Source organism: Novosphingobium sp. (assembly GCF_031417815.1).
Classification (GTDB): domain Bacteria; phylum Pseudomonadota; class Alphaproteobacteria; order Sphingomonadales; family Sphingomonadaceae; genus Novosphingobium.
On the sequence record NZ_JANOWI010000015.1, the window covers coordinates 128,357 to 146,996 of the forward strand.

Sequence of the window (18,640 nt, forward strand, 5' to 3'; positions counted from 1 at the left end):
TTCGGGCACTACGAAGGCTAATTCGTATTGTGTCCCCGAATTAGGGACGATGAAAATGGATCTGAGCACCACCGAAACCCAGGATATGCTGCGCGATACGCTCAGCCGGTTCCTGGCCGATACCTATTCCTTCGATGCCCGGCAAAAGATGCTGGCCAGCCCCGAAGGCCGCGATCCTGGCATCTGGAAGGCGCTGTCGAGCGAGCTTGGCCTGACCTGCGCACCCTTTGCCGAGGAACTTGGCGGCATGGGCGGCGGGCACATCGAAAACATGATCATGATGGAAGAGCTGGGCAAGGTCATCGCGATCGAGCCCTGGCTGCAGACTGTGGTGGCCGGCGGCGGTGCGCTGACCGCAGCGGGCGGGCAGATGGCCGAAGCACTGATCCCCCAGATCATCAGCGGCGATTGCCTGATCGCCTTCGCCTATGCCGAACCGCAAGGCCGCTACAACCTGGCCGACATCGGCACTTCGGTGAAGAGCGATGGTGGCGGCCACGTGCTCAACGGGCACAAGGCGGTGGTTTATGGCGCGCCCTGGGCGACCCACTTTCTCGTCACCGCGCGCACCGGCGGCAGCCGCCGTGAGCGCGAAGGCGTGGAGCTGTTCGTGGTCGAGGCTAACAGCGCCGGCATCTCGCGCCGCGATTACCCCACCGTCGATGGCTTCCGCGCCAGCGAAGTCTACTTCGAGAACGTCAAGCTGCCCGGCCAGGCCGTGCTCGCGGGCGGGATCGACCTGATCGAACAGGTGGCCGACCAGTGCACCATGGCGATCTGCGCCGAAGCCACCGGGATGGCGCGTTCGATGCTCGCCCAGACGGTCGAATACACCCAGCAGCGCAAGCAGTTCGGCCAGCCGATCGGCAAGTTCCAGGCGCTGCAGCACCGCATGGCCGACATGCTGGTCGAGGCCGAGCAGATCGCCTCGATGAGCCTGATGGGCACGCTGCGCCTTGGCGCGGACGCCCAAGCCCGCAAAACCGCCGTGTCTGCGGCCAAGTCAAAGGTCTCGCGCAGCCTCAAATTCGTCGGCCAGAACGCGGTTCAGACTCACGGCGGGATCGGGATCACGATGGAGCTTGCCATCGGTCACTATTTCAAGCGCAGCACCATGATCGAGAACCAGTTCGGCGGCGCCGACTACCATCTCGAACGCTATGAGGCGCTGACGCTGGCGGCCTGATCGGCTTCTCGAACCAACCTTTTTGAAGGCCGGGCTATCAACGCCCGGCCTTCAGCTTATCCGCACCGCCAGAAACGATCCCGCCAGCCCGCTTGGATATGGCGGCACGATCAGATCGCCCGCGTCATAGCGCGGCCCATCCCCGGCCAGCGCCACCAGCAGCGCGCCTTCAACCGGCCCGGCGGCGCGCTGCACAGCATGCCGCGCCAAGCCCCGCGCGGTCATCACGTTGAGCGCACGCACCGGCCCACCCTCCAGCCGCACCGCCACCGCAGCCTCGCCGGCAAAGCTGGTCCATTGCCCCGGGGCCAGCACCCGTTCCGCGCCATCGACAGTCAGCGTCACCGCATCCGGGCCGAGCAGGCAGAAAGTCCGGTCATACCCCGCATAGGCCGAGAACGGCGCATCGCATTCCAGCACGGCCACGCTGATCCGCGCGCCCTCCCCAGACCACAACGTCCGCGTTCGCCCGGCCCCGTTGCGCCACGGCTCATCGGCGCAGTCACGGGCGCGGATCAGGTGCAGAGGTGCGGCGGGGAGCGCGTCAACAACTCCAGCTGCACACCAGCGCCGACCCGCCGCTGATCGCCACGATCTGCATCGATCCCTTGCAGTCTTGGTCGTTGAGTTCGGAAAAGCCCGGCGCGCGCGGCGCGCCAAAGCCCAGCCGGGCGAACGTTGATCGAACCTTGTCGGGCTGGTCGAGGAATGTCATCGCCTGCTCGTACGCGCCAGCATCGCTTTCCGGTTCCAGGGTGCTCGTCGAGGTCAACCGGCTCAGCTTCAGCCCGTGCCAGGTGGTGCCCTCGGGAAAGCGCAGCCAGGCGTGCCTTGTCTCGATCCCGTCGGCATCGGTGCCGTTTTTCACGTTCAGCGCCAGCGGGCTGTCAAACGCATCCAGCCGCACCGTGATGCCGTTTGCACTGCCCAGCCCGGCCGCCGAATCGAGCTTCTTGTAGATCGCCTCAAGCGCCCCCGCGGCCTTGCAATTGTTCGCCGCGGCATAAGTCAATGTCTCGTCCAGCGAAGCGGGCAGCGCCGCTTCTTCGCTCGGCGCAGCGCTGGCCGCAGCGGCAGCGCTGGCCAAGGGCGCCGCCGTGGCCGCCCCGCTCAGCCCGGGATCGCTCTTGGGCCCGATCAGCGTCGATCCAAACCACGCCGCGCCTGCCAGTACCAGGGCCACCGGCAGCCCGATCAACGCCCACTTCGCCGCAGTGCTGCGCGGCGCGTCCGCAACGTAGGCGGCGCTGTCCCACTCCGCCGCCGCCGGGGCCGCCGGTTCGGGCTCCGGCGCGCGCGACGCATCAGGCGCGGCAGCCAGGGCCATCACCCGCGCCTTCTGCGCCGCAAACTCCTCGTCGGTCAGCGCCCCGGCCTTGTGCAGCTGGCTGAGCCGCTCCAGTTGTTCGATCCAATCCGCCATCGCGCCCTCCCAAGAATTCGTGCGTAGCCCCAAGGGCTAACCCGGCGGGCCCGGTGTGCCAAGGGCAGAGTAGCATGGGGGTTCGCGCAGAGACGCTGAGAAGAAGGAGAGACGCAGAGGGGCCAAGCCGGGCCGCAGGCCCTTTCACCTATCAGGACGCCGCGCCACCCGCTGCACTTGATCAGACAAAGCGGCTACGCCGCCAAAGCAGCATCTCTGCGCCTCTCCTTCTTCCCTGCGGCCCCTGCGTGAACCCCATCACGCCTGCTCCGCCAGATAGTGCCACACCTCCGGGTCCGCCCCCTCGGGCGGGGGGATCACGCGCCACCACTCCTCCACCCCCTCCTCGAACGCGGCCAGCTGCTCGTCATAGATCGTCCCATCGGGGTCGCCGCCCGGTAAATCCCACGGATGCAGCGCGCGGGGCGGCCGCGCATCGTCCATTCGCTGCATCCGGTTGCCCGGCCACTGGCAATCCTTTTTGGTCAGCTTGGCATCCGGGCCAAGACAGCGCCCGCCGCAGTCCGGACACGGATTTTCGATCGGTTTGGGCGACCGGCTGGACCGCCTGGACCACTGTCCAGAGGATAATTTCGCCGCCGCCTTCGCGAGCTTCTCAGGCTCCCGCGCCGGGCGGTCGTCGCCCGCGGCATAGCGCTCAAGCGCCAGATCGAAGCTATCGGCAAACCCCGCCACCTCGGCATCGCTGCACAGCTTGTCGAGCCGCGCCAGGTGCGCCAGCAGCAACCGGTCCGAAAAGCGCCGCCGCGTCGCCACCACCTCGCCGTGATAGAGCACGTCCTCCTCCCACCCGTCGAGCGCGCGGCACGCCAGCACCTCCTCCGCCTGCGCCCGCGCCGCCAGCAAGGCCGCATCCCACGCCCGCCGAAACCCCGGCAAAGCCAGCCGCGTGCGGTACGCCGTCTGATGCGAAACCCCCGCCCGCGCCGAAGCCGAGCGGACATTGCCCGTCCCCGCCAGCGCGGCAAGGAAAGCCGCCTGCCGCTCGCGCGAAAACAGCGCGGGATCGGCGTCAATCAGAACAGGAAGCGAAGACATGTGCGACATGGGCGGTGGCTCCTTAGGGTAAGGCAAACCGGCCATGTTGCAGATTTTTGGGGTGTAGGAAAATTTCCCATTCGGCAATCTCCTTGACCTTGAAGTTATCGGGAGTCAGCCAACCGCATAGTATCCATTCAAGAATTGACATTTTCCATAATTTAATCACACTCATTGACCTTGTTCTCCATTCGGGACGATGCCCATGTCTTTGCATAGCATCCATCTACGCAAGTTACTCAAGTTTCTCTACCTACAGGGGCAACCAAGAGTATCTGCATTTAGATCTGACATTCGGGACGACCTTGCACGTGATAGGGATGAACCGGCGGGCGGGGGCGACTTCTATGGTCCTTTTTGGCGAGATGCTAAAGATCATGTATTTGGAATCGCGGACCTGCGAGTGCAAACGCGATTGAGGGTCGCTGCAAACAGCGGTCGTGCGAACCTGTATTCCCGCCTGCGCGATGGGTTTCTCACTTGGTGGGATGAACGTCGGAGGTGGACGAATGAGCCATTTCGACAAGCAGAAGCCCTAAGACGCGTTTGTCGCTTACCCGGTGTGAATTTGGAGATAAAGATCGCTAACATATTGAGCGTGCGTGATGGCAATGGTGAAGATCACTTTGTCTATCCTTACTGGTTTCCTGAACCCGCCATGACCGAGGAAATGGGCCGCATCGCTCTGTGGACTCTTACAATCGCCTTTCCCAATATCGATCACGCAGCACTGCGCGTCTTGGACGTTATACGCGGCCAAACCTATTCGCTCGATAGAACGCCTCTGCAAGGAAATGAGAGTGCCATTTTCCAACGTCGATTCAGAGATGCTCTCGCGGAGTGGGAACGCTTAAGGTGTGACTACGAATAACCTAGACTATTTAGGTTTGGTCAGACCTTTCCTCGATGTATACGCTCTGCAAGGAAGTACATTCCAACTAAAGTTGTGATTACTATGTTAAAAGTTATCAGTAACGCTGTTAATACGAAAATCACCTTAATAATAAGATGTGCTTTTTCGTCCGATATCAGCCTACTTATTCCTGGCGCTAAGAGATCCCCCGCAATTAAAACCGCTATACCTAAAAACGCCACGGATGTGAGATAGGCAAAGAGGAAACTAAGAAACATGCGAGTGGTAAGCTTCACAAACCCTTTTTTTCCTTGCGTCATCAGCTTCAACTGCGGAGCAGGGTCTGGCATTTCCACATCGAGTTCAGGTCGATTGAAAGTGGCCACAGCTGCCAGTGCTGCAATAAAAAATCCCGGGAGGGAACTAAACACAGGCAGTATGGCTTGAATAAATGACCCAGAACCGAAAATCTTTCGAGTGGGATCAACAACAAATAACGCAAGGGTCGCAATGGACGCGCAAACGATTGATCCGGCTATCATCGCAGTACGCAGATGATCATGCCTCACTAATATAAACGCAAACGGCCTGGCGAGAATATAGAACATTTAGCTTCGATCCGATTGGATGCGCCGCTTTATTTGATCTGCGAGCCGCACAACAATGTGATCCGAAGAGTCATTTAGTGGTGGCGCAACACCGCTGATGTCGTACGATGCAAGATATTGTAATTGCTCAGGATTACCCGAGTCTATGTCGAATTTAACCGTACGATTGTGCCCCTGAGGATCCTTGAATCGAATAGCCGCCGTTTGGAAGCTTGCTCGGCGAGTTCGCGCTGCACCAATCAGCCCAGCAAGTCGGTTGCCTGCGGGCATAGCGGAGTCGACTTTAACCTGAACAATATGTTCGCGTTCCTCAAGATACTGGTTTCCGCCCAGTTGGCCTTTCGGTCGGGCGTCTATCAGCGTTATTTGCGAAACCGTTCCTTGTTCGAGATCATTGATCAAATTCTCGTGTGGATGACCGAGCAGTTCGATCAATGGCACGAAAGGATGCGTCTTCAGACTTCCTTGGTGATCTCTTGCGCCAGCCGGATCGTCATAGCTGAAAAACGAAAGGTTGTTCTTAGTAGCTTGACTGACCGCCCGATTTAGCAGCGCCTGCACAACCCGATGTCCAATGGCTGGAACGCCTTCAAGGTGCGCCAGATAGCGTCCGGGGCGGGCAGATTCAGAGACAAGCGAAATGACCAAATGAGCCGCTCGGTCCCCAACCTCATCTTCTTCACGCTCCGCAACGCGTGAGGCGCCTGTAACTCGATGAGAGTAGACAGCGTTTGACGCATTAGTATCACCGCGCCTGATCAAGAGGGTCACAGTATTGGCAATATCATCGACTTCAAGTTCGCCGATTCGATAAATTATGGTGCCCCGGTCGCGCTCAATTACAGCAAGTTGACCATCCACTGCCGCACGCAATGCAACTATCACGTCTGACAACGGCGGCGGGACCGCATGACGCGATCTTGAACGAACAGAAACATCGTAGATGTAAATTTGCCGTTCAGTGCGCTTCATAAATCCTCCGCAGTCGATTGGAATATCACTTAGACCGCATGCCAAAATGTTCGCAAGTGCTAGCAGACGCAGCTTAACATACAAATCGGAAGCTCAGCTCGAAGCTATCATGGCTCATTAGTCCATTTTGCCAAGCATCGACTTCAAATACTGCCCCGCAAAGTTCCGCGCATTCGCAGCCACCGCCTCCAGCGTCCCCTCTGCCACAATCTCCCCACCTCTGCCCCCCAAGGGAACAAAACCCCCGCTCCTGCGTCTTACCCTACGGCCAATCTCGCGCCGCACCTTTTAGGGGAATGACATGCGTACCACTGCAACTCTCGCCATTATCGGCTGTTCACTGATCACGCTTGCTGGGTGCAAGCAGGAAACCGTTGTTCCCGCCGATAGTGCGACCACCACGGTGATGGTGCCCGCGCCGATGCCGACGCAGACTGAAGTTGTCGGCGTACCGGTGCCTGGGCCGACTTCGACCCGCACCGATGTGGTGGTGGTGCCGGTGCCTGGCGCGACTGTGACGGAAACGGCGACGGCTACGCCTGCGCCTTAGCCTTAGCCATAGCGGACAGTCGGCCTGACACCCTCATCCTCCCTGAGCTTGTCTCGGGGAGGGGGACCGCCCGAAGGGTGGTGGAGGGGCAAAGCTGCACCCGGTATCCCCTCCGTCAGCCGCCTCTGGCGTCTGCCACCTCCCCGAGCAAGCTCGGGGAGGAACTAGCGCGCCAGCAGCGCCTTGAGATAGCCGCCGGTGTAGCTGTTCTTGTTGGCCGCGACTTGTTCCGGCGTTCCCTCGGCCACCACCAGCCCGCCGCGCACGCCGCCTTCGGGGCCGAGATCGACCACCCAATCCGCCACCTTGATCACATCGAGGTTATGTTCGATCACCACCACCGAATTGCCCTGATCGACCAGCCGCTGCAGCACTTCGAGCAGCTTGCGCACGTCTTCGAAGTGCAGCCCGGTGGTGGGTTCATCGAGGATGTAGAGCGTCTGGCCCGTCGACCGCCGGCTGAGTTCCTTGGCGAGCTTGACCCGCTGCGCCTCACCGCCGCTGAGCGTGGTGGCCTGCTGGCCGACCTTGACGTAGCCGAGGCCGACCTCGTTCAGCATGTGCATCTTGTCGCGGATCGGGGGGACGGCCTTGAAGAACTCTTCCGCGTCCTCGATCGTCATGTCGAGCACGTCGGCGATGCTGTGCCCCTTGAACTTCACCTCGAGCGTTTCGCGGTTGTAGCGTTTGCCGTGGCATTCCTCGCAGGTGACGTAAACGTCGGGCAGGAAGTGCATTTCGATTTTGATCAGGCCATCGCCCTGGCACTGTTCGCAGCGCCCGCCCTTGACGTTGAAGCTGAACCGCCCGGGCTTGTAGCCGCGCGCGCCGCTTTCGGGCAGGCCGGCGAACCAGTCACGGATCTGGGTGAAGGCGCCGGTGTAGGTCGCGGGGTTGCTCCGCGGGGTGCGGCCGATCGGGCTCTGGTCGATCTCGATCACCTTGTCGCAGAATTCGAGCCCGGTGATCTTGTCATGCGGGCCGGCGATCACCCGTGCGCCGTTGAGCACACGCGCCGCACCGGCGTAGAGCGTGTCGAGCGTCAAGGAGCTCTTGCCGCTGCCCGACAGCCCGGTGACGCACGTGAAGGTGCCGAGCGGGAGCGAAACGGTGACGTTCTGCAGGTTGTTGGCGCGCGCGCCGTGGACGGTCAGCTTGTGCCCGTTGCCCTTGCGGCGCTTGGCCGGGACTTCGATCTTGCGTTTGCCCGAGAGGTACTGGCCGGTCAGGCTCTCCTCCGAAGCGAGGATATCGGCCAAGGTGCCTTGCGCGACGATATGCCCGCCGTGCACGCCCGCGCCGGGGCCCAGATCGACCACGTGATCGGCGTGGCGGATCGCATCCTCATCGTGTTCGACCACGATCACCGTGTTGCCGAGATCGCGCAGCCGCTTGAGCGTTTCGAGCAGCCGGTCATTGTCGCGCTGATGCAGGCCGATGCTCGGTTCATCCAGAACGTACAAAACACCCGAAAGCCCCGAGCCGATCTGGCTGGCGAGGCGGATCCGCTGGCTCTCCCCGCCGCTCAAGGTGCCGCTGGTGCGGCTCAAGTTGAGGTAATCGAGCCCGACATTGTTGAGGAACCCCAGCCGCTCGTTGATTTCCTTGAGCACCGCCTTGGCAATCTGCTGCTGCTGCGGGCCGAGCTGGTCGTTGAGATCGAGGAACCACTGCACCGCCGCGGCGACCGACAGCATGGTGATGGTGCTGATATCCTCGCCCGCCACCTTGACGCTCAGCGCCTCGGGCTTGAGCCGCTTGCCTTCGCAGGTTTCGCACGGCTGCGCGGTCTGGAACTTGCCCAGCTCCTCGCGCATCCAGGCGCTTTCGGTTTGCAGCAGGCGGCGGGTGAGGTTGCCGATCACGCCGTCGAAGGCCTTTTTGACCGTGTAGCTCTTCTTGCCATCGGTGAAGGTCAGCGGCACCGCGCGCCCGGCAGTGCCATGCAGGATCACGATCCACACTTCGGGTGCCAGATCCTGCCACGGCGTCTCCAGACTGAAGCCGAATTCGGCGGCGAGGCTGGACAGCACCTGCATGTAATAGGGACTGGGCGGGTTGCTCTTGGCCCACGGCACCACCGCGCCCTGTTTGAGGCTGAGCGCTTCGTTGGGCACCACCAGCTGCGGATCGAACAGCAGCTTTTCGCCCAGCCCGTCGCAGGCCGGGCAGGCCCCCATCGGGGCGTTGAAGCTGAACAGCCGGGGTTCAAGGCTTTCGATGGTGAAGCCACTGACCGGGCAGGCGAACTTTTCGCTGAACACGATGCGGTTGGCGGGGAGGCCGGTGTTCTTCATTCCCCCCTCCCGCTTGCGGGAGGGGTCGGGGGTGGGTGAGTCTGGATCGGGTTCGTCGGTTGAAGGCTCGGACTGGCCCACCCCTAACCCCTCCCGCAAGCGGGAGCGGGACTGGTCGTGGAGCCCCGTCACCGTCGCATCGACCAGATCGAGATAAACCAGCCCGTCAGCCAGTTTCAACGCCTGCTCAAATGAGTCCGCCAGCCGCGTTTCGATGCCGCCTCGCACCGCGATCCGGTCCACCACCACTTCGATGTCGTGCTTGTACTTCTTGTCGAGCGCGGGGGCCTCTTCGATTGCGTAAAGCTCGCCGTCGATCCGCACGCGGGTGAAACCGGCCTTCTGCCATTCGGCCAGTTCCTTGCGGTATTCGCCCTTGCGCCCGCGCACCGCCGGGGCCAGCAGATAGGCGCGTGTGCCCTCCGGCAGCGCCATCACCCGGTCGACCATTTGCGACACCGTCTGCGCCGCAATTGGCAGCCCGGTGGCAGGCGAATAGGGCACGCCGACGCGGGCCCACAGCAGCCGCATGTAATCGTAGATCTCGGTCACCGTCGCCACGGTGGAGCGCGGGTTGCGGCTGGTGGTCTTCTGCTCGATCGAAATCGCGGGGCTCAGCCCGTCGATATGTTCGACATCGGGCTTCTGCATCATCTCGAGGAACTGGCGGGCATAGGCCGACAGGCTTTCGACATAACGCCGCTGCCCTTCGGCATAGATCGTATCGAACGCCAGGCTGCTTTTGCCGCTGCCCGAAAGCCCGGTGATCACGATCAGGCTGTCACGCGGCAGCGTAACGTCAAAGCCTTTGAGGTTGTGTTCCCGGGCGCCCCGGACGGTGATATGGGAGAGGGACATGGGGCCGCTCTGTTCCAGATTTGTTCGATTCAGGCAAGGGGGCTGCGCCTGCCTTTTCGATCAGGTCTGGAAGCTGCCGTGCGGATAACCGGCATGGCGCGCGCACTCCCCTCTGAAATCGTAATCCACGTCATCCGCGCAATCGGGCCATTGCCCGCTGTCCAGCCAGTATTGCGCCAGCCCCAGCCGCGCGCAGACCCCTGTGAAGCGCGGGTCGGCGCGCAGCGCGGTATAGGCCGCCGGGAACAACAGCAGGGTGCGATAGGCGTGGGTGCCCATCACGTCGCGGGGGCTGCCGCAGGGGCCGAATGTGCTGCGTTCGAGCAGCGCAAAGGTCTCGTCAACAAAGCCCAGCTCGGCCGCGATCACGCCAACTTGCGGATCGATATGCCCGGTCGCATCGGCGCGCCTGGCGATTTCATCGAACATGTGTCGCCGCCCGGCCGGATCGGTCGCGCGCATCACCCGCGCGAACGCCACCACGCCAACGTGTTCGCGCAAGGGATAGAGTGCAAGCCGAGCCGGATCGGTCAGCCGGGCCACCGCATCCCAATCCTGCCGATGGACATGGGCCTGGATCAGCACCGCCACGCTGTGATGGCTATCAGGCCATTTGTTAACGACGTGCTCCATCGCCGCCAGCGCGCGGTCCCACTGCCCGGCAAACCACAGTGCCTGACCGTAAAGCCCCATCGCGAACGGATTGAGCGGATCGAGCCGCGCAGCCCGCTCCGCTTCCTCGGCCGCCGCCGCGCTGCGTCCGGTGCATTCGAGAAAATAGGCCCGGGTGGTGAGGAAATCGACCGCGGCGATGCCCGCCGCAGTGTTCGAATTCAACATCGCTTCCTGCGCGCCAAGCGAGCCGAACGGCACCATCAGTTCCCAGCGCGCGGCCAGTGCATCGGGGTGGCCGGGATCGAGCGCGTCGCTGCGCGCGAGTTCTGACTCGACCGCCTGGCGCACGATCGCGCGCCGATCATATGGGCAATGCATCATCAGCTCGGCCCGGCGGTAAGCCAGAGTGGCCCAGCCCGCCGCAAAGCCTGGCGCATTGAGCGCCACCTGGGCCAGACTGGCGACATTGCGCGTCATCTGCGCCGGATCGGTCACCCGTTCACGCGCCCGCAGGTAAAGGTCGTAGATCGCCGGATCGACCGGGGCCACATCTTTGGGCGCGAATTCCAGTTCGAGCGCTGCGGCGATCGCCTCGGCAATTTCATCCTGCACCGCAAAGATATCTTCCAGCCCCCGGTCATAGCGCTGCGACCACAGGCTGGTCTGGCCCGCGCAATCGAGCAGGTGTGCCGAAACCCGGATCTGCCCGCCCGAACGCTGGATCGAGCCATCGAGCACGTGGCTGGCCCGCAGGCTGGTGGCGGCATGGGCCTTGTCCGCCCCGCGAAACTGGAAGCTGGAAGTGCGGCCGATTGCGGTCAGCCGGGCATGACGGGTGATGCGGGTGAGGATTTCTTCGGAAACGCCATCGCAGAAATAGGTCAGCTCGGCGTCGCTGGAGAGGTTATCGAACGGCAGCACGGCAAGGACGATGCCGGTGGCGGCGTCTGGCGCAGCGGCACCACGTTGCTCAGGCTCAAGCCGGTAGCCCTGCCCGCGGATCGTCACCAGCCGGTCAGCCACGGCACCCAGCGCCTTGCGCAGCGCCGCGATGTGAACCTGGATCGCGTTTTCCTCGACGATCAAGCCGCCCCACACCGCGCCCATCAGCTCGTCCTTGGTCACCAGAGCGCCGCGCGCTTCGGCCAGCACCGATAGCAGCGCCAATGCCTTGGATCCCAGCGGCAGGCGCTGGCCGCCATCGAGCAGTTGCCGGCCTGGCTGCAGCACCAGGTGCCCAATCCTGAACTCTTCGCTATCGCCCATTCGTCCCCCCGGTGCGACCCAACGGACCTCCAAGACCTAATCCATATCGTCTTGGCCGTCCATTCAGACTTGGCGGGTCAGGATTCAGAAAACTTCAGGTTCGCGCCAAGGACCGCAGGCCGCGAATCGGCCAGCAGGGCGCGGCGGACATTCTTTCCGCAACTGAAGGGAATGAACCATGCACAACTTGACCAGACTGGCCCTTGCGGCTGCTGCGCTCGGCTTGAGTGCGACCGCTGCACAGGCCCAGACAGTGACTTTCCAGACCACCCAGACTTCGGTGGTCAACACCGGCGCCCCGGTGCCCGGCGGCGCGCCCATTGCCGGTGTCTATCAGACCGGCACCCAGGTGATCACCTCGGCCGATGGCAAGAAGGTGACCGAAACCTTCACCTGCATCGGCACCACCCAGCCGCCGCGCGATGCGGTTTTCCAGTTCAGCTCGGTCTGCGATTCCACCGGCCCGAACGGCGATACCTCGTCGGTCTGGGGCTGCAACTTCGTCAGCATGGAGCGTAACGAAATCTCCTGCGTCGGCGGGGTCATCGGCAAGACCGGCGCCTATACCGGGCGCCGCGGCACCATGACCTACCACGGCGTGAATGGCAGCGGATCGGGTACGGGTCAGTGGTATAACTGACCTGCACTGGCGCGGGGCAGGCAACGCGACCCTGCTGTGCTCCGCGCCACCATTTGACTGCCGGGATTTGCTGACGGACACGCGCGCTACACACGGCAGAACAACATTGCGTAACCAGGAGAAACAGAATGCCCGCCAAGTCCATCACGATTAACCTGCTGATCGGCGGAATCCAGAATCCGGACAACAGCATCGGCAACACCACCCAATATCCCAACAACCTCACCGCCGCCTACACCATGGTCAGCAGCCAGCCGCCGACCTCCGCGCTGGTTGTGCAGAGCGATGGCGACATGGATCTGAGCCTGTTGCCCTCTGGCCCTGGCTACAGCCCGGAAACCGACATCTACTTCACGCTGTCCGGATCGATCCGCGCGACCAATGGCGCAATGCTGACGCCGCGCTGGGCCCAGCCCGACGAAGGCTCGGGCGATCCGCGCTACAAGGGGTTCTGCTGGCTGGTGGTTGCTGAAGGTGATCCGACCGTGCTGCCGTGGCCTCCGGGCATGCAGGCCCGGCTGGTTCCGCCGGGCAAGAACCCGATCGGGACGCAGACCGTGCTGATCGACGACAATCGCCGCGGTGATCCGTACTACTATGTCTTGGGCGTCTGCTTTGACAACGCACCGGGCTGGACCACGCCGTACTTCGTCAGCTTCGATCCCAAGATCGTCAATCCGGGGTAACGGGCCGGGGCGTGCATCAAAGATACTGCATGACACGCATTCAATCGGCCCTTGCAGCCGCAGCGATGCCAACCAATCAGCCACAAAACTGGCAACTTTGGGAGAACGCAAATGCCTAAGAAAAAAGACTCTTTGCTCAACGTCAACCTGAGCGTCAGTGCCACCCAGAACCCCGACGGCACGTGGCGAAATTTGACCACAACCTACTCGCAAGGCGTTACCGAGCCGCCGTCGCCCGGGGTTGTTGGCGCGAACGGCGATATCGACCTTTCCCGATTCCAGGACCCGGATGGGCAGTATGGCCCTGCGACCGATATCATCATCACTCTGTCAAACTGCAATGTGGTTGATAAGTTCGGAAACAGTCTCAACATGATTTACGCCCCCCAGGGCAACAATCAGATTACCTTCACCGGGCGAGACGCTGCCTCCCAATTTGTTCGCGCCGTCGGCTCTGGCAGCAACATTGCGGTGGCCTTCACCGATACCGATACCGATTCCGGGGACTACCATTACTGCCTGAACCTGTGGGGCTACGAAGACGGGCACAGACCGCCTGAAGGCTACCCGCTGCCGCTGGATCCGAAGATCGTCAATCCGGGCTAGTACACCTGGCGCAATTCGCGCAGATAAGCAGGATGCCGCCAGCCGCGCCGATCCAGTACCTGCCGGATCGGCGCGGCTGCGGCGGCATTGCCTTGCCGCCGCGCCGCTGCATAACGCAGCGTCAGGAGTGACGATGGCAAGTCCGCGTCCGCGCCCGCGGTCAACCGGTCCACGCTGCGCCAATCCTCCCGCGCCAGGGCCCGCTGCCCTGCGCGCAGATGCATGTCGCCGCGCACCAGCAGCACCGAGGCATAGACCGCGCGCATCATTGGATCGGTTGAATCCTTGCGCTGGCCAAGCAAAGCGATGGCATGATCGGCGCGGATGATCGCTTCGCCGTGGCGGCCGCTCCCCGCCAGCAGCCGCACCTCCAGCTCGTCAAGCTGCGCGGCGAGATCGAGGTTCCAGATATCGTTGGTCGGATCCTTGGCGATCAGACCGCCCAGCAGGGGGCGCGCCGCGGAAAGCTGCTGCCGCGCCAGATCGATCCGGCCGAACAGCAGCGCGGCGATCCCCAGTTCATAGCGCCGCTTGACCTCGTACTGCGTCCACAAGGTATTGCCCGGCTCGGCGCTGCGTAAAGCGATGCTGCCATCGACCGCTTTCTGCATAGCGCTGAGCGCCTTGGCACCGTTTCCGCGCATCGTTTCAAGCCGCCCGATGCCGATCAGCGCGGTGCCGGTGCCACTGCGTGCGGTGGTGTTGCCGGGGTCCTTGGCCAGAACGGCAACGTAGATCGCATGCTCACGGCCATAGAGCGCCAGTGCCGGTTCGATTTTCTCCTGCCGTTCGAGCGCAAAGGCGGTCCACGAGATCGCCTGCGCCATGTCGATCTGCTTGGTCAGATCGGCCGGGTCTTTGGCGGCGATCGCTTCGGCGATGCGCTGGGCATTGGCGAAGCTCTGTTCCGCCTCGCCATAGCGGCCCTGTCCAAGCAGCAGCGTGCCCAGGTTGCTGTCGGCATAGGACACTTCCAGCTGCCAGTCGGTATTGCCCGGATCGATCGCCACCAGCCGGTCGGCCAGCCGCTTGTATTCGCGAAACTGCGCCTCGGCTTCTTTGGGTTCGCCGCGTTCATAAGCGGTGTAGCCGACCCAATAGACGCTTTGCGCGTGATCGAAGATGCGCTGCGGATTGCCGGGATCGCGCGCCAGCAGTTCGCCGGTGGTGGCGGCGGCCTGGCGAAATGCGCCCAGCCCGGCAGCACTGTCACCGCGGATATTGCTGACCTCGCCGACCAGATGCAACGCGCGGCTGCGGCGGCCCAGCGAATCCGCATCGAGGCTGCCGGCCTGCTGCCCGGCGTAATATTTCAGCGCGCGCTGGCCGACCACGTCGAGCGCATCGAGCCGCCCAACCGGTTCCAGCTTTTCGCGCAGGTCGGTCAGCATGAATTCGACCAGGCCATCGGATTCGGCGCGCTGCCGGTCAGCCTCATCGCGCGCCACCACCGCCGCCCAGGCCAGCCCGCTCATCACGGTCGCCAGCGCCAGCGATGCGCCGACCATGAGCCGCGTGCGCACGGTGCGGCGGCGATCATCGCGATTGACCAGTTCATCCAGCCCGACCCCCAGCATCGCCGCCGCCAGTTTCAGCCGGGCGCGGCGTTTGCCATCGCCGCTGATCCGCGCATCGGCGGCCAGCGGGGCATCGACCGGCTCGTCCGTCACGCGCATGTCCGGCGCAACGCGGTGAGTCAGCGCGGCGGGAAAGCATTCGTGTTCATCGCCGCTGCCCGGTGTGCCATCGACGATCAGCGCCAGGATTTTGGCCGGATCGCGGTGAGTCTTGAACCACGCCAGTTCGCGGTTGACCCATTTTGACTGGGCCGAGCGCGGCGAGCAGATGACGATCAGGAATTCGGAATTTTCGAGCGCGTGTTCCACCGCCTGGCCGATGCTGGCCCCGGCGGCTTCCTCCTCGCGGTCCTTGAACAACGGATGCAGCCGCGCCGGCACCGGGCCCAGCTGTCCGTCCTTGCCGATCAGCGCGCCGGGGGTGCGGTACGTCTCGATGGCGTGGAGCAGCCACTTGCCCCATTTGGCATCGGACCAGCTATAGCTGACAAAGGCCTTGTAGCGAAATTCCGCCATACCCGTCCCCGCACCTGCGCCCAAACCTGCACGGCGCGCGGACAGGCCTGCGGCGCTGTCCGCCGCTCATGACCCGGCGGCAGGTTACCCGCAAACACCGCGCAGCACAACGCCGCGCAGGCGTTCAGTCCGCCGCGCAGCTCATCGGCAGGGCATAGTTGCCCCACAGCAAGGTCGCGATCCGCTGCTTGCGATCATAGCTTACCAGCGCAGCCCCGCCCGCCCCGCCGGTCCGTGCGTGGACCACCAGCAGATCGCCGCGCGCGCGCCGCAGATCGACCGTTCCCGATTGGCACGCGCTATAGGCGCAGACTTCAAGCTGCGATCCGGTCAGCGAGACCGACATCGGGGTGAACGCAGTCGTATCGACCGCGCATTTTTGTGCCGTGCAGGTCACTTCGGCCTGGGCATTGCGGCAAGTGAAATCGGCGCTGGCGGCCTGGGCGGCAGGTGCAGCGCAGGCGGCGGCGAGCGCCAGTGCGGCGGAGAGGGTTCTGCTGGGCATCGCGTCTACTCCATGGAAGAGGAACAACCGGATGCGACCCGCGATTTTGCCGGTCAGGCCATCTGGCCCGCCGGTTTCCGCGATGATTGCAGATTGTCGCGATGTTGCAAGGCGGCAAGCGGCGAACCGTTCATTGTGCGGCAAGCGGAGTCTTGCCATCGTTGCAACCGGGCCGCGCTGAAAAGCCATGGATTCGCGCCAAGGGGGGCAGGAATGATACGTCCGCAGTTCAGGAAATCGGTCTCGAAGCGCGCGATGGCGTGGTTCGCTTTGCCGCTGGCCGCGGCGCTGCCGCTGACATTGCCGGTGGGCACTGCGGCGCAGCAGCTTGGCCTGCCCGGCCCGCTGGCCGCAGTGCTTGCTGATGCTGGCACCGCCCAGGCCGCTACCGCCAAGCCCAAGGTAAAAGCGAAGAGGAAGGCCAAAGCCAAGGCCAAGCCTGCCGCCTACAAAACGGTCTGCAAGACGCGCAAGGTCAAGGGCAAAACCAGGCGCACCTGCACCAAGGTCAAGATTGTGCCCGCCATAGTGCCGCCGCCGCCGGTCGTGGTTTCGGCCGCGCCCTATGCGCCGCAGTCCTATTCCACCCTTCCCTCGCCGCAGCAAATCGCGCCGCCGCCCGCACCGGCACCGTTCCCGGTGGCTGCCCCGCCACCGCCGCCGCAAATTCCGATCACCGCCTATTATTACATCGATCAGGCTGACAGCTTTGCCGGTGCATTGGGCAAATCGCCGCCCGATTTCAGCTTCGATTGCGGCGGCTATGATTGCTATGGCTGGGTCAGCCGCGCGGGTGAGGCGCTGATCGTCGAGCCGGGCCGCGACGGCGTGGTGCAGTATTACTATGCCCCTGGCGATAGCGCGCCCTATCTGGTGCGCGATAGCTACAACGCCTATGCTTTCGATGGGCGCAGGCTGGATGTGATCTATGACCGGCGCGGCAACGTAAGCCTTGATGCACCCGATTGGCGGCAGGACGATTATGCCAGGTCGCTGCGCGAACGCGGCCGCGCGCTCTATTCCGCCTCGCTGCGCGAGCGGCGCTGGGATACCCGCAGCGCGATTGCCTATGGCGATTGGTATGATCGCTATTACTATTATCCCACCTGGGGTTACGGCTGGGACCGGCAGTGGACCCAGCGGGTCGATTATGGCCTGATCCCGCATCATCGCCAGCCGCGCCGGCTTGACGACGAACGCCGCCGCCGCACCCATGCCGATGGCGATTACCAGCAATGGCGCCGCCGCGGCGGCCCCGGTGCACCGCCGCTCACCGGAAATCCGGTGGTCACCCCGGTGGCCAGCCCGATCACCCCGTCGGGGCCAGGCGGGTCGAACGGAGCGGTGCCCGGCACCGCCAATCCGCGTCCGCGCCAGCCCGGCTGGCAGGCCGCACCCAGTTCCCCCGCCGCCGCGCCGCCAGCCCCTGCGCCGCCGGTGACGCAGGCACCGCCGCCCCCTGCACCGGTGCCACCGCTCAGCCAGCCGCCCGCCCCGCCGCCGCGCGCCGGACGCGAAGACCGCGATGTGCGCGAACCGGGCGAACGGCCGCAGGGTCCGCGCCCGCGCCGCGAAGTGCAGAGCGACGGACCGGTTGAGAGTGCGCCGCAGCAAAGCGCGCCGCCGCCGCCCCCGGTGATCTATCAGGCACCCCCGCCCGCACCCGAACCAGCCTACGTCGCACCGCCACCGCCGCCGCCCGCACCGGCTTATGTCGCGCCGCCCGAGCCGGCATACGTGGCACCGACCCCGCCCCCGTCTCCGCCACCCGAACCGGTCTACGCGGCACCACCCGAGCCGGCTTACGTGGCACCGCCACCTCCGCCGCCGCCGCCCGCGCCTGTTTACATCGCGCCGCCCGAGCCGGTTTATGTGGCACCGCCACCGCCGCCTCCGCCTCCGCCGCCGCCTCCGCCGCGCGATGTGGTGGACACCTCGCCCGGCACCGAGACGCCGTAATTTACCGGCTTCCCTCCGTGGCGTTGCCAACCTATCAAGGGCCCAGGGGTCGCCTGTTATTGCCAGGAGACATGCGATGAATGTGATCCGTAACGCTTTTGGCGCGCTGGGCCTGATGGCGCTGGCCGCTGCGATGGCCACAACTCCGGCCGATGCCAAAGGCAAGCGCAAGGCCAGCCCGGCCACCGCCGCCGTCCCGGCAACACCCGCAGCCGAAAGCAGCGAAGCAGCACGCGCGCGGATCAACGCCGAACAGGCTGCCGCCGCCAAGGCGCAGAACGATGCCAACGCCGCCGCACAGGCCGCCTATGACAAGGCAATCGCCGACGAAGCCGCCCGCGCCGCCAAGGAAAAGGCCGACTATGACGCCGCCATGGCCAAATGGCGCGCCGACGGCGAAGCCTGCAGGGCCGGTGACAAGACCAGGTGCGCCGCGCCGAAGTAGGGATTCGCACCGCCCAATA

General features: G+C 63.9%; 16 protein-coding genes. 7 read left to right on the forward strand and 9 right to left on the reverse strand.

Going from position 1 to position 18,640, the window contains the following annotated elements; genetic code table 11:
- Window positions 1-55 precede the first annotated feature (55 nt).
- Window positions 56-1,186: an acyl-CoA dehydrogenase family protein gene (locus RMN99_RS03665; protein ID WP_309621934.1), complete on the forward strand. Its 1,131-nt coding sequence runs from the start codon at window positions 56-58 to the stop codon at window positions 1,184-1,186.
- A 51-nt stretch (window positions 1,187-1,237) separates the two neighbouring features.
- Here the strand turns inward: RMN99_RS03665 and RMN99_RS03670 are convergent, their stop codons facing one another.
- The 5 genes from RMN99_RS03670 to RMN99_RS03690 all read right to left on the reverse strand — a co-directional run bounded on the left by RMN99_RS03670 (window position 1,238) and on the right by RMN99_RS03690 (window position 6,101).
- Window positions 1,238-1,846 (reverse strand): HutD family protein, encoded by a 609-nt coding sequence (locus RMN99_RS03670; protein WP_309621935.1) that lies wholly within the window; start codon window positions 1,844-1,846, stop codon window positions 1,238-1,240.
- Window positions 1,731-2,609 carry an SHOCT domain-containing protein gene (locus RMN99_RS03675; RefSeq protein WP_309621936.1) on the reverse strand — a complete coding sequence of 293 codons (879 nt, stop codon included), beginning with the start codon at window positions 2,607-2,609 and terminating at the stop codon, window positions 1,731-1,733. Before RMN99_RS03675 ends, RMN99_RS03670 begins: the two co-directional genes overlap by 116 nt.
- A gap of 258 nt (window positions 2,610-2,867) precedes the next feature.
- Window positions 2,868-3,668: a hypothetical protein gene (locus RMN99_RS03680; RefSeq protein WP_309621937.1), complete on the reverse strand. Its 801-nt coding sequence runs from the start codon at window positions 3,666-3,668 to the stop codon at window positions 2,868-2,870.
- Between the two features lie 891 nt (window positions 3,669-4,559).
- Window positions 4,560-5,129: a hypothetical protein gene (locus RMN99_RS03685; protein ID WP_309621938.1), complete on the reverse strand. Its 570-nt coding sequence runs from the start codon at window positions 5,127-5,129 to the stop codon at window positions 4,560-4,562.
- On the reverse strand, window positions 5,130-6,101 hold the full coding sequence (locus RMN99_RS03690) for a hypothetical protein (RefSeq protein WP_309621939.1): 972 nt from the start codon (window positions 6,099-6,101) through the stop codon (window positions 5,130-5,132). It abuts the gene before it with no gap.
- A 301-nt stretch (window positions 6,102-6,402) separates the two neighbouring features.
- On the opposite strand from RMN99_RS03690, the gene RMN99_RS03695 reads away from it, so the two are divergent.
- Window positions 6,403-6,651 carry a hypothetical protein gene (locus RMN99_RS03695; protein ID WP_309621940.1) on the forward strand — a complete coding sequence of 83 codons (249 nt, stop codon included), beginning with the start codon at window positions 6,403-6,405 and terminating at the stop codon, window positions 6,649-6,651.
- Window positions 6,652-6,815: 164 nt separating this feature from the next.
- Here the strand turns inward: RMN99_RS03695 and uvrA are convergent, their stop codons facing one another.
- Together uvrA and RMN99_RS03705 are read right to left on the reverse strand one after the other, a co-directional pair.
- A complete protein-coding gene (uvrA, locus tag RMN99_RS03700; RefSeq protein ID WP_309621941.1) occupies window positions 6,816-9,806 on the reverse strand; it encodes an excinuclease ABC subunit UvrA in 2,991 nt (996 codons plus the stop codon).
- 60 nt (window positions 9,807-9,866) lie between these two features.
- Window positions 9,867-11,687: a winged helix-turn-helix domain-containing protein gene (locus RMN99_RS03705; RefSeq protein ID WP_309621942.1), complete on the reverse strand. Its 1,821-nt coding sequence runs from the start codon at window positions 11,685-11,687 to the stop codon at window positions 9,867-9,869.
- Between the two features lie 223 nt (window positions 11,688-11,910).
- On the opposite strand from RMN99_RS03705, the gene RMN99_RS03710 reads away from it, so the two are divergent.
- The 3 genes from RMN99_RS03710 to RMN99_RS03720 all read left to right on the forward strand — a co-directional run bounded on the left by RMN99_RS03710 (window position 11,911) and on the right by RMN99_RS03720 (window position 13,619).
- Entirely contained in the window at window positions 11,911-12,327 is a 417-nt protein-coding gene (locus RMN99_RS03710; protein WP_309621943.1) for a hypothetical protein, read from the forward strand.
- A gap of 128 nt (window positions 12,328-12,455) precedes the next feature.
- The gene (locus RMN99_RS03715; protein ID WP_309621944.1) at window positions 12,456-13,013 is read left to right on the forward strand and encodes a hypothetical protein; all 558 of its coding nucleotides are present in this window, start codon (window positions 12,456-12,458) and stop codon (window positions 13,011-13,013) included.
- Between the two features lie 111 nt (window positions 13,014-13,124).
- Entirely contained in the window at window positions 13,125-13,619 is a 495-nt protein-coding gene (locus RMN99_RS03720) for a hypothetical protein (RefSeq protein WP_309621945.1), read from the forward strand.
- On the opposite strand, the gene RMN99_RS03725 is transcribed toward RMN99_RS03720, so the two are convergent.
- Together RMN99_RS03725 and RMN99_RS03730 are read right to left on the reverse strand one after the other, a co-directional pair.
- Window positions 13,616-15,712, reverse strand: a complete 2,097-nt coding sequence (locus tag RMN99_RS03725) for a TIR domain-containing protein (protein WP_309621946.1) — start codon at window positions 15,710-15,712, stop codon at window positions 13,616-13,618. The genes RMN99_RS03720 and RMN99_RS03725 overlap by 4 nt on opposite strands.
- 124 nt (window positions 15,713-15,836) lie before the next feature.
- Window positions 15,837-16,217 carry a hypothetical protein gene (locus RMN99_RS03730; RefSeq protein ID WP_309621947.1) on the reverse strand — a complete coding sequence of 127 codons (381 nt, stop codon included), beginning with the start codon at window positions 16,215-16,217 and terminating at the stop codon, window positions 15,837-15,839.
- A 213-nt stretch (window positions 16,218-16,430) separates the two neighbouring features.
- On the opposite strand from RMN99_RS03730, the gene RMN99_RS03735 reads away from it, so the two are divergent.
- Window positions 16,431-18,176: a hypothetical protein gene (locus RMN99_RS03735; RefSeq protein ID WP_309621948.1), complete on the forward strand. Its 1,746-nt coding sequence runs from the start codon at window positions 16,431-16,433 to the stop codon at window positions 18,174-18,176.
- 76 nt (window positions 18,177-18,252) lie between these two features.
- The gene (locus RMN99_RS03740; RefSeq protein WP_309621949.1) at window positions 18,253-18,621 is read left to right on the forward strand and encodes a hypothetical protein; all 369 of its coding nucleotides are present in this window, start codon (window positions 18,253-18,255) and stop codon (window positions 18,619-18,621) included.
- Window positions 18,622-18,640 lie beyond the last annotated feature (19 nt).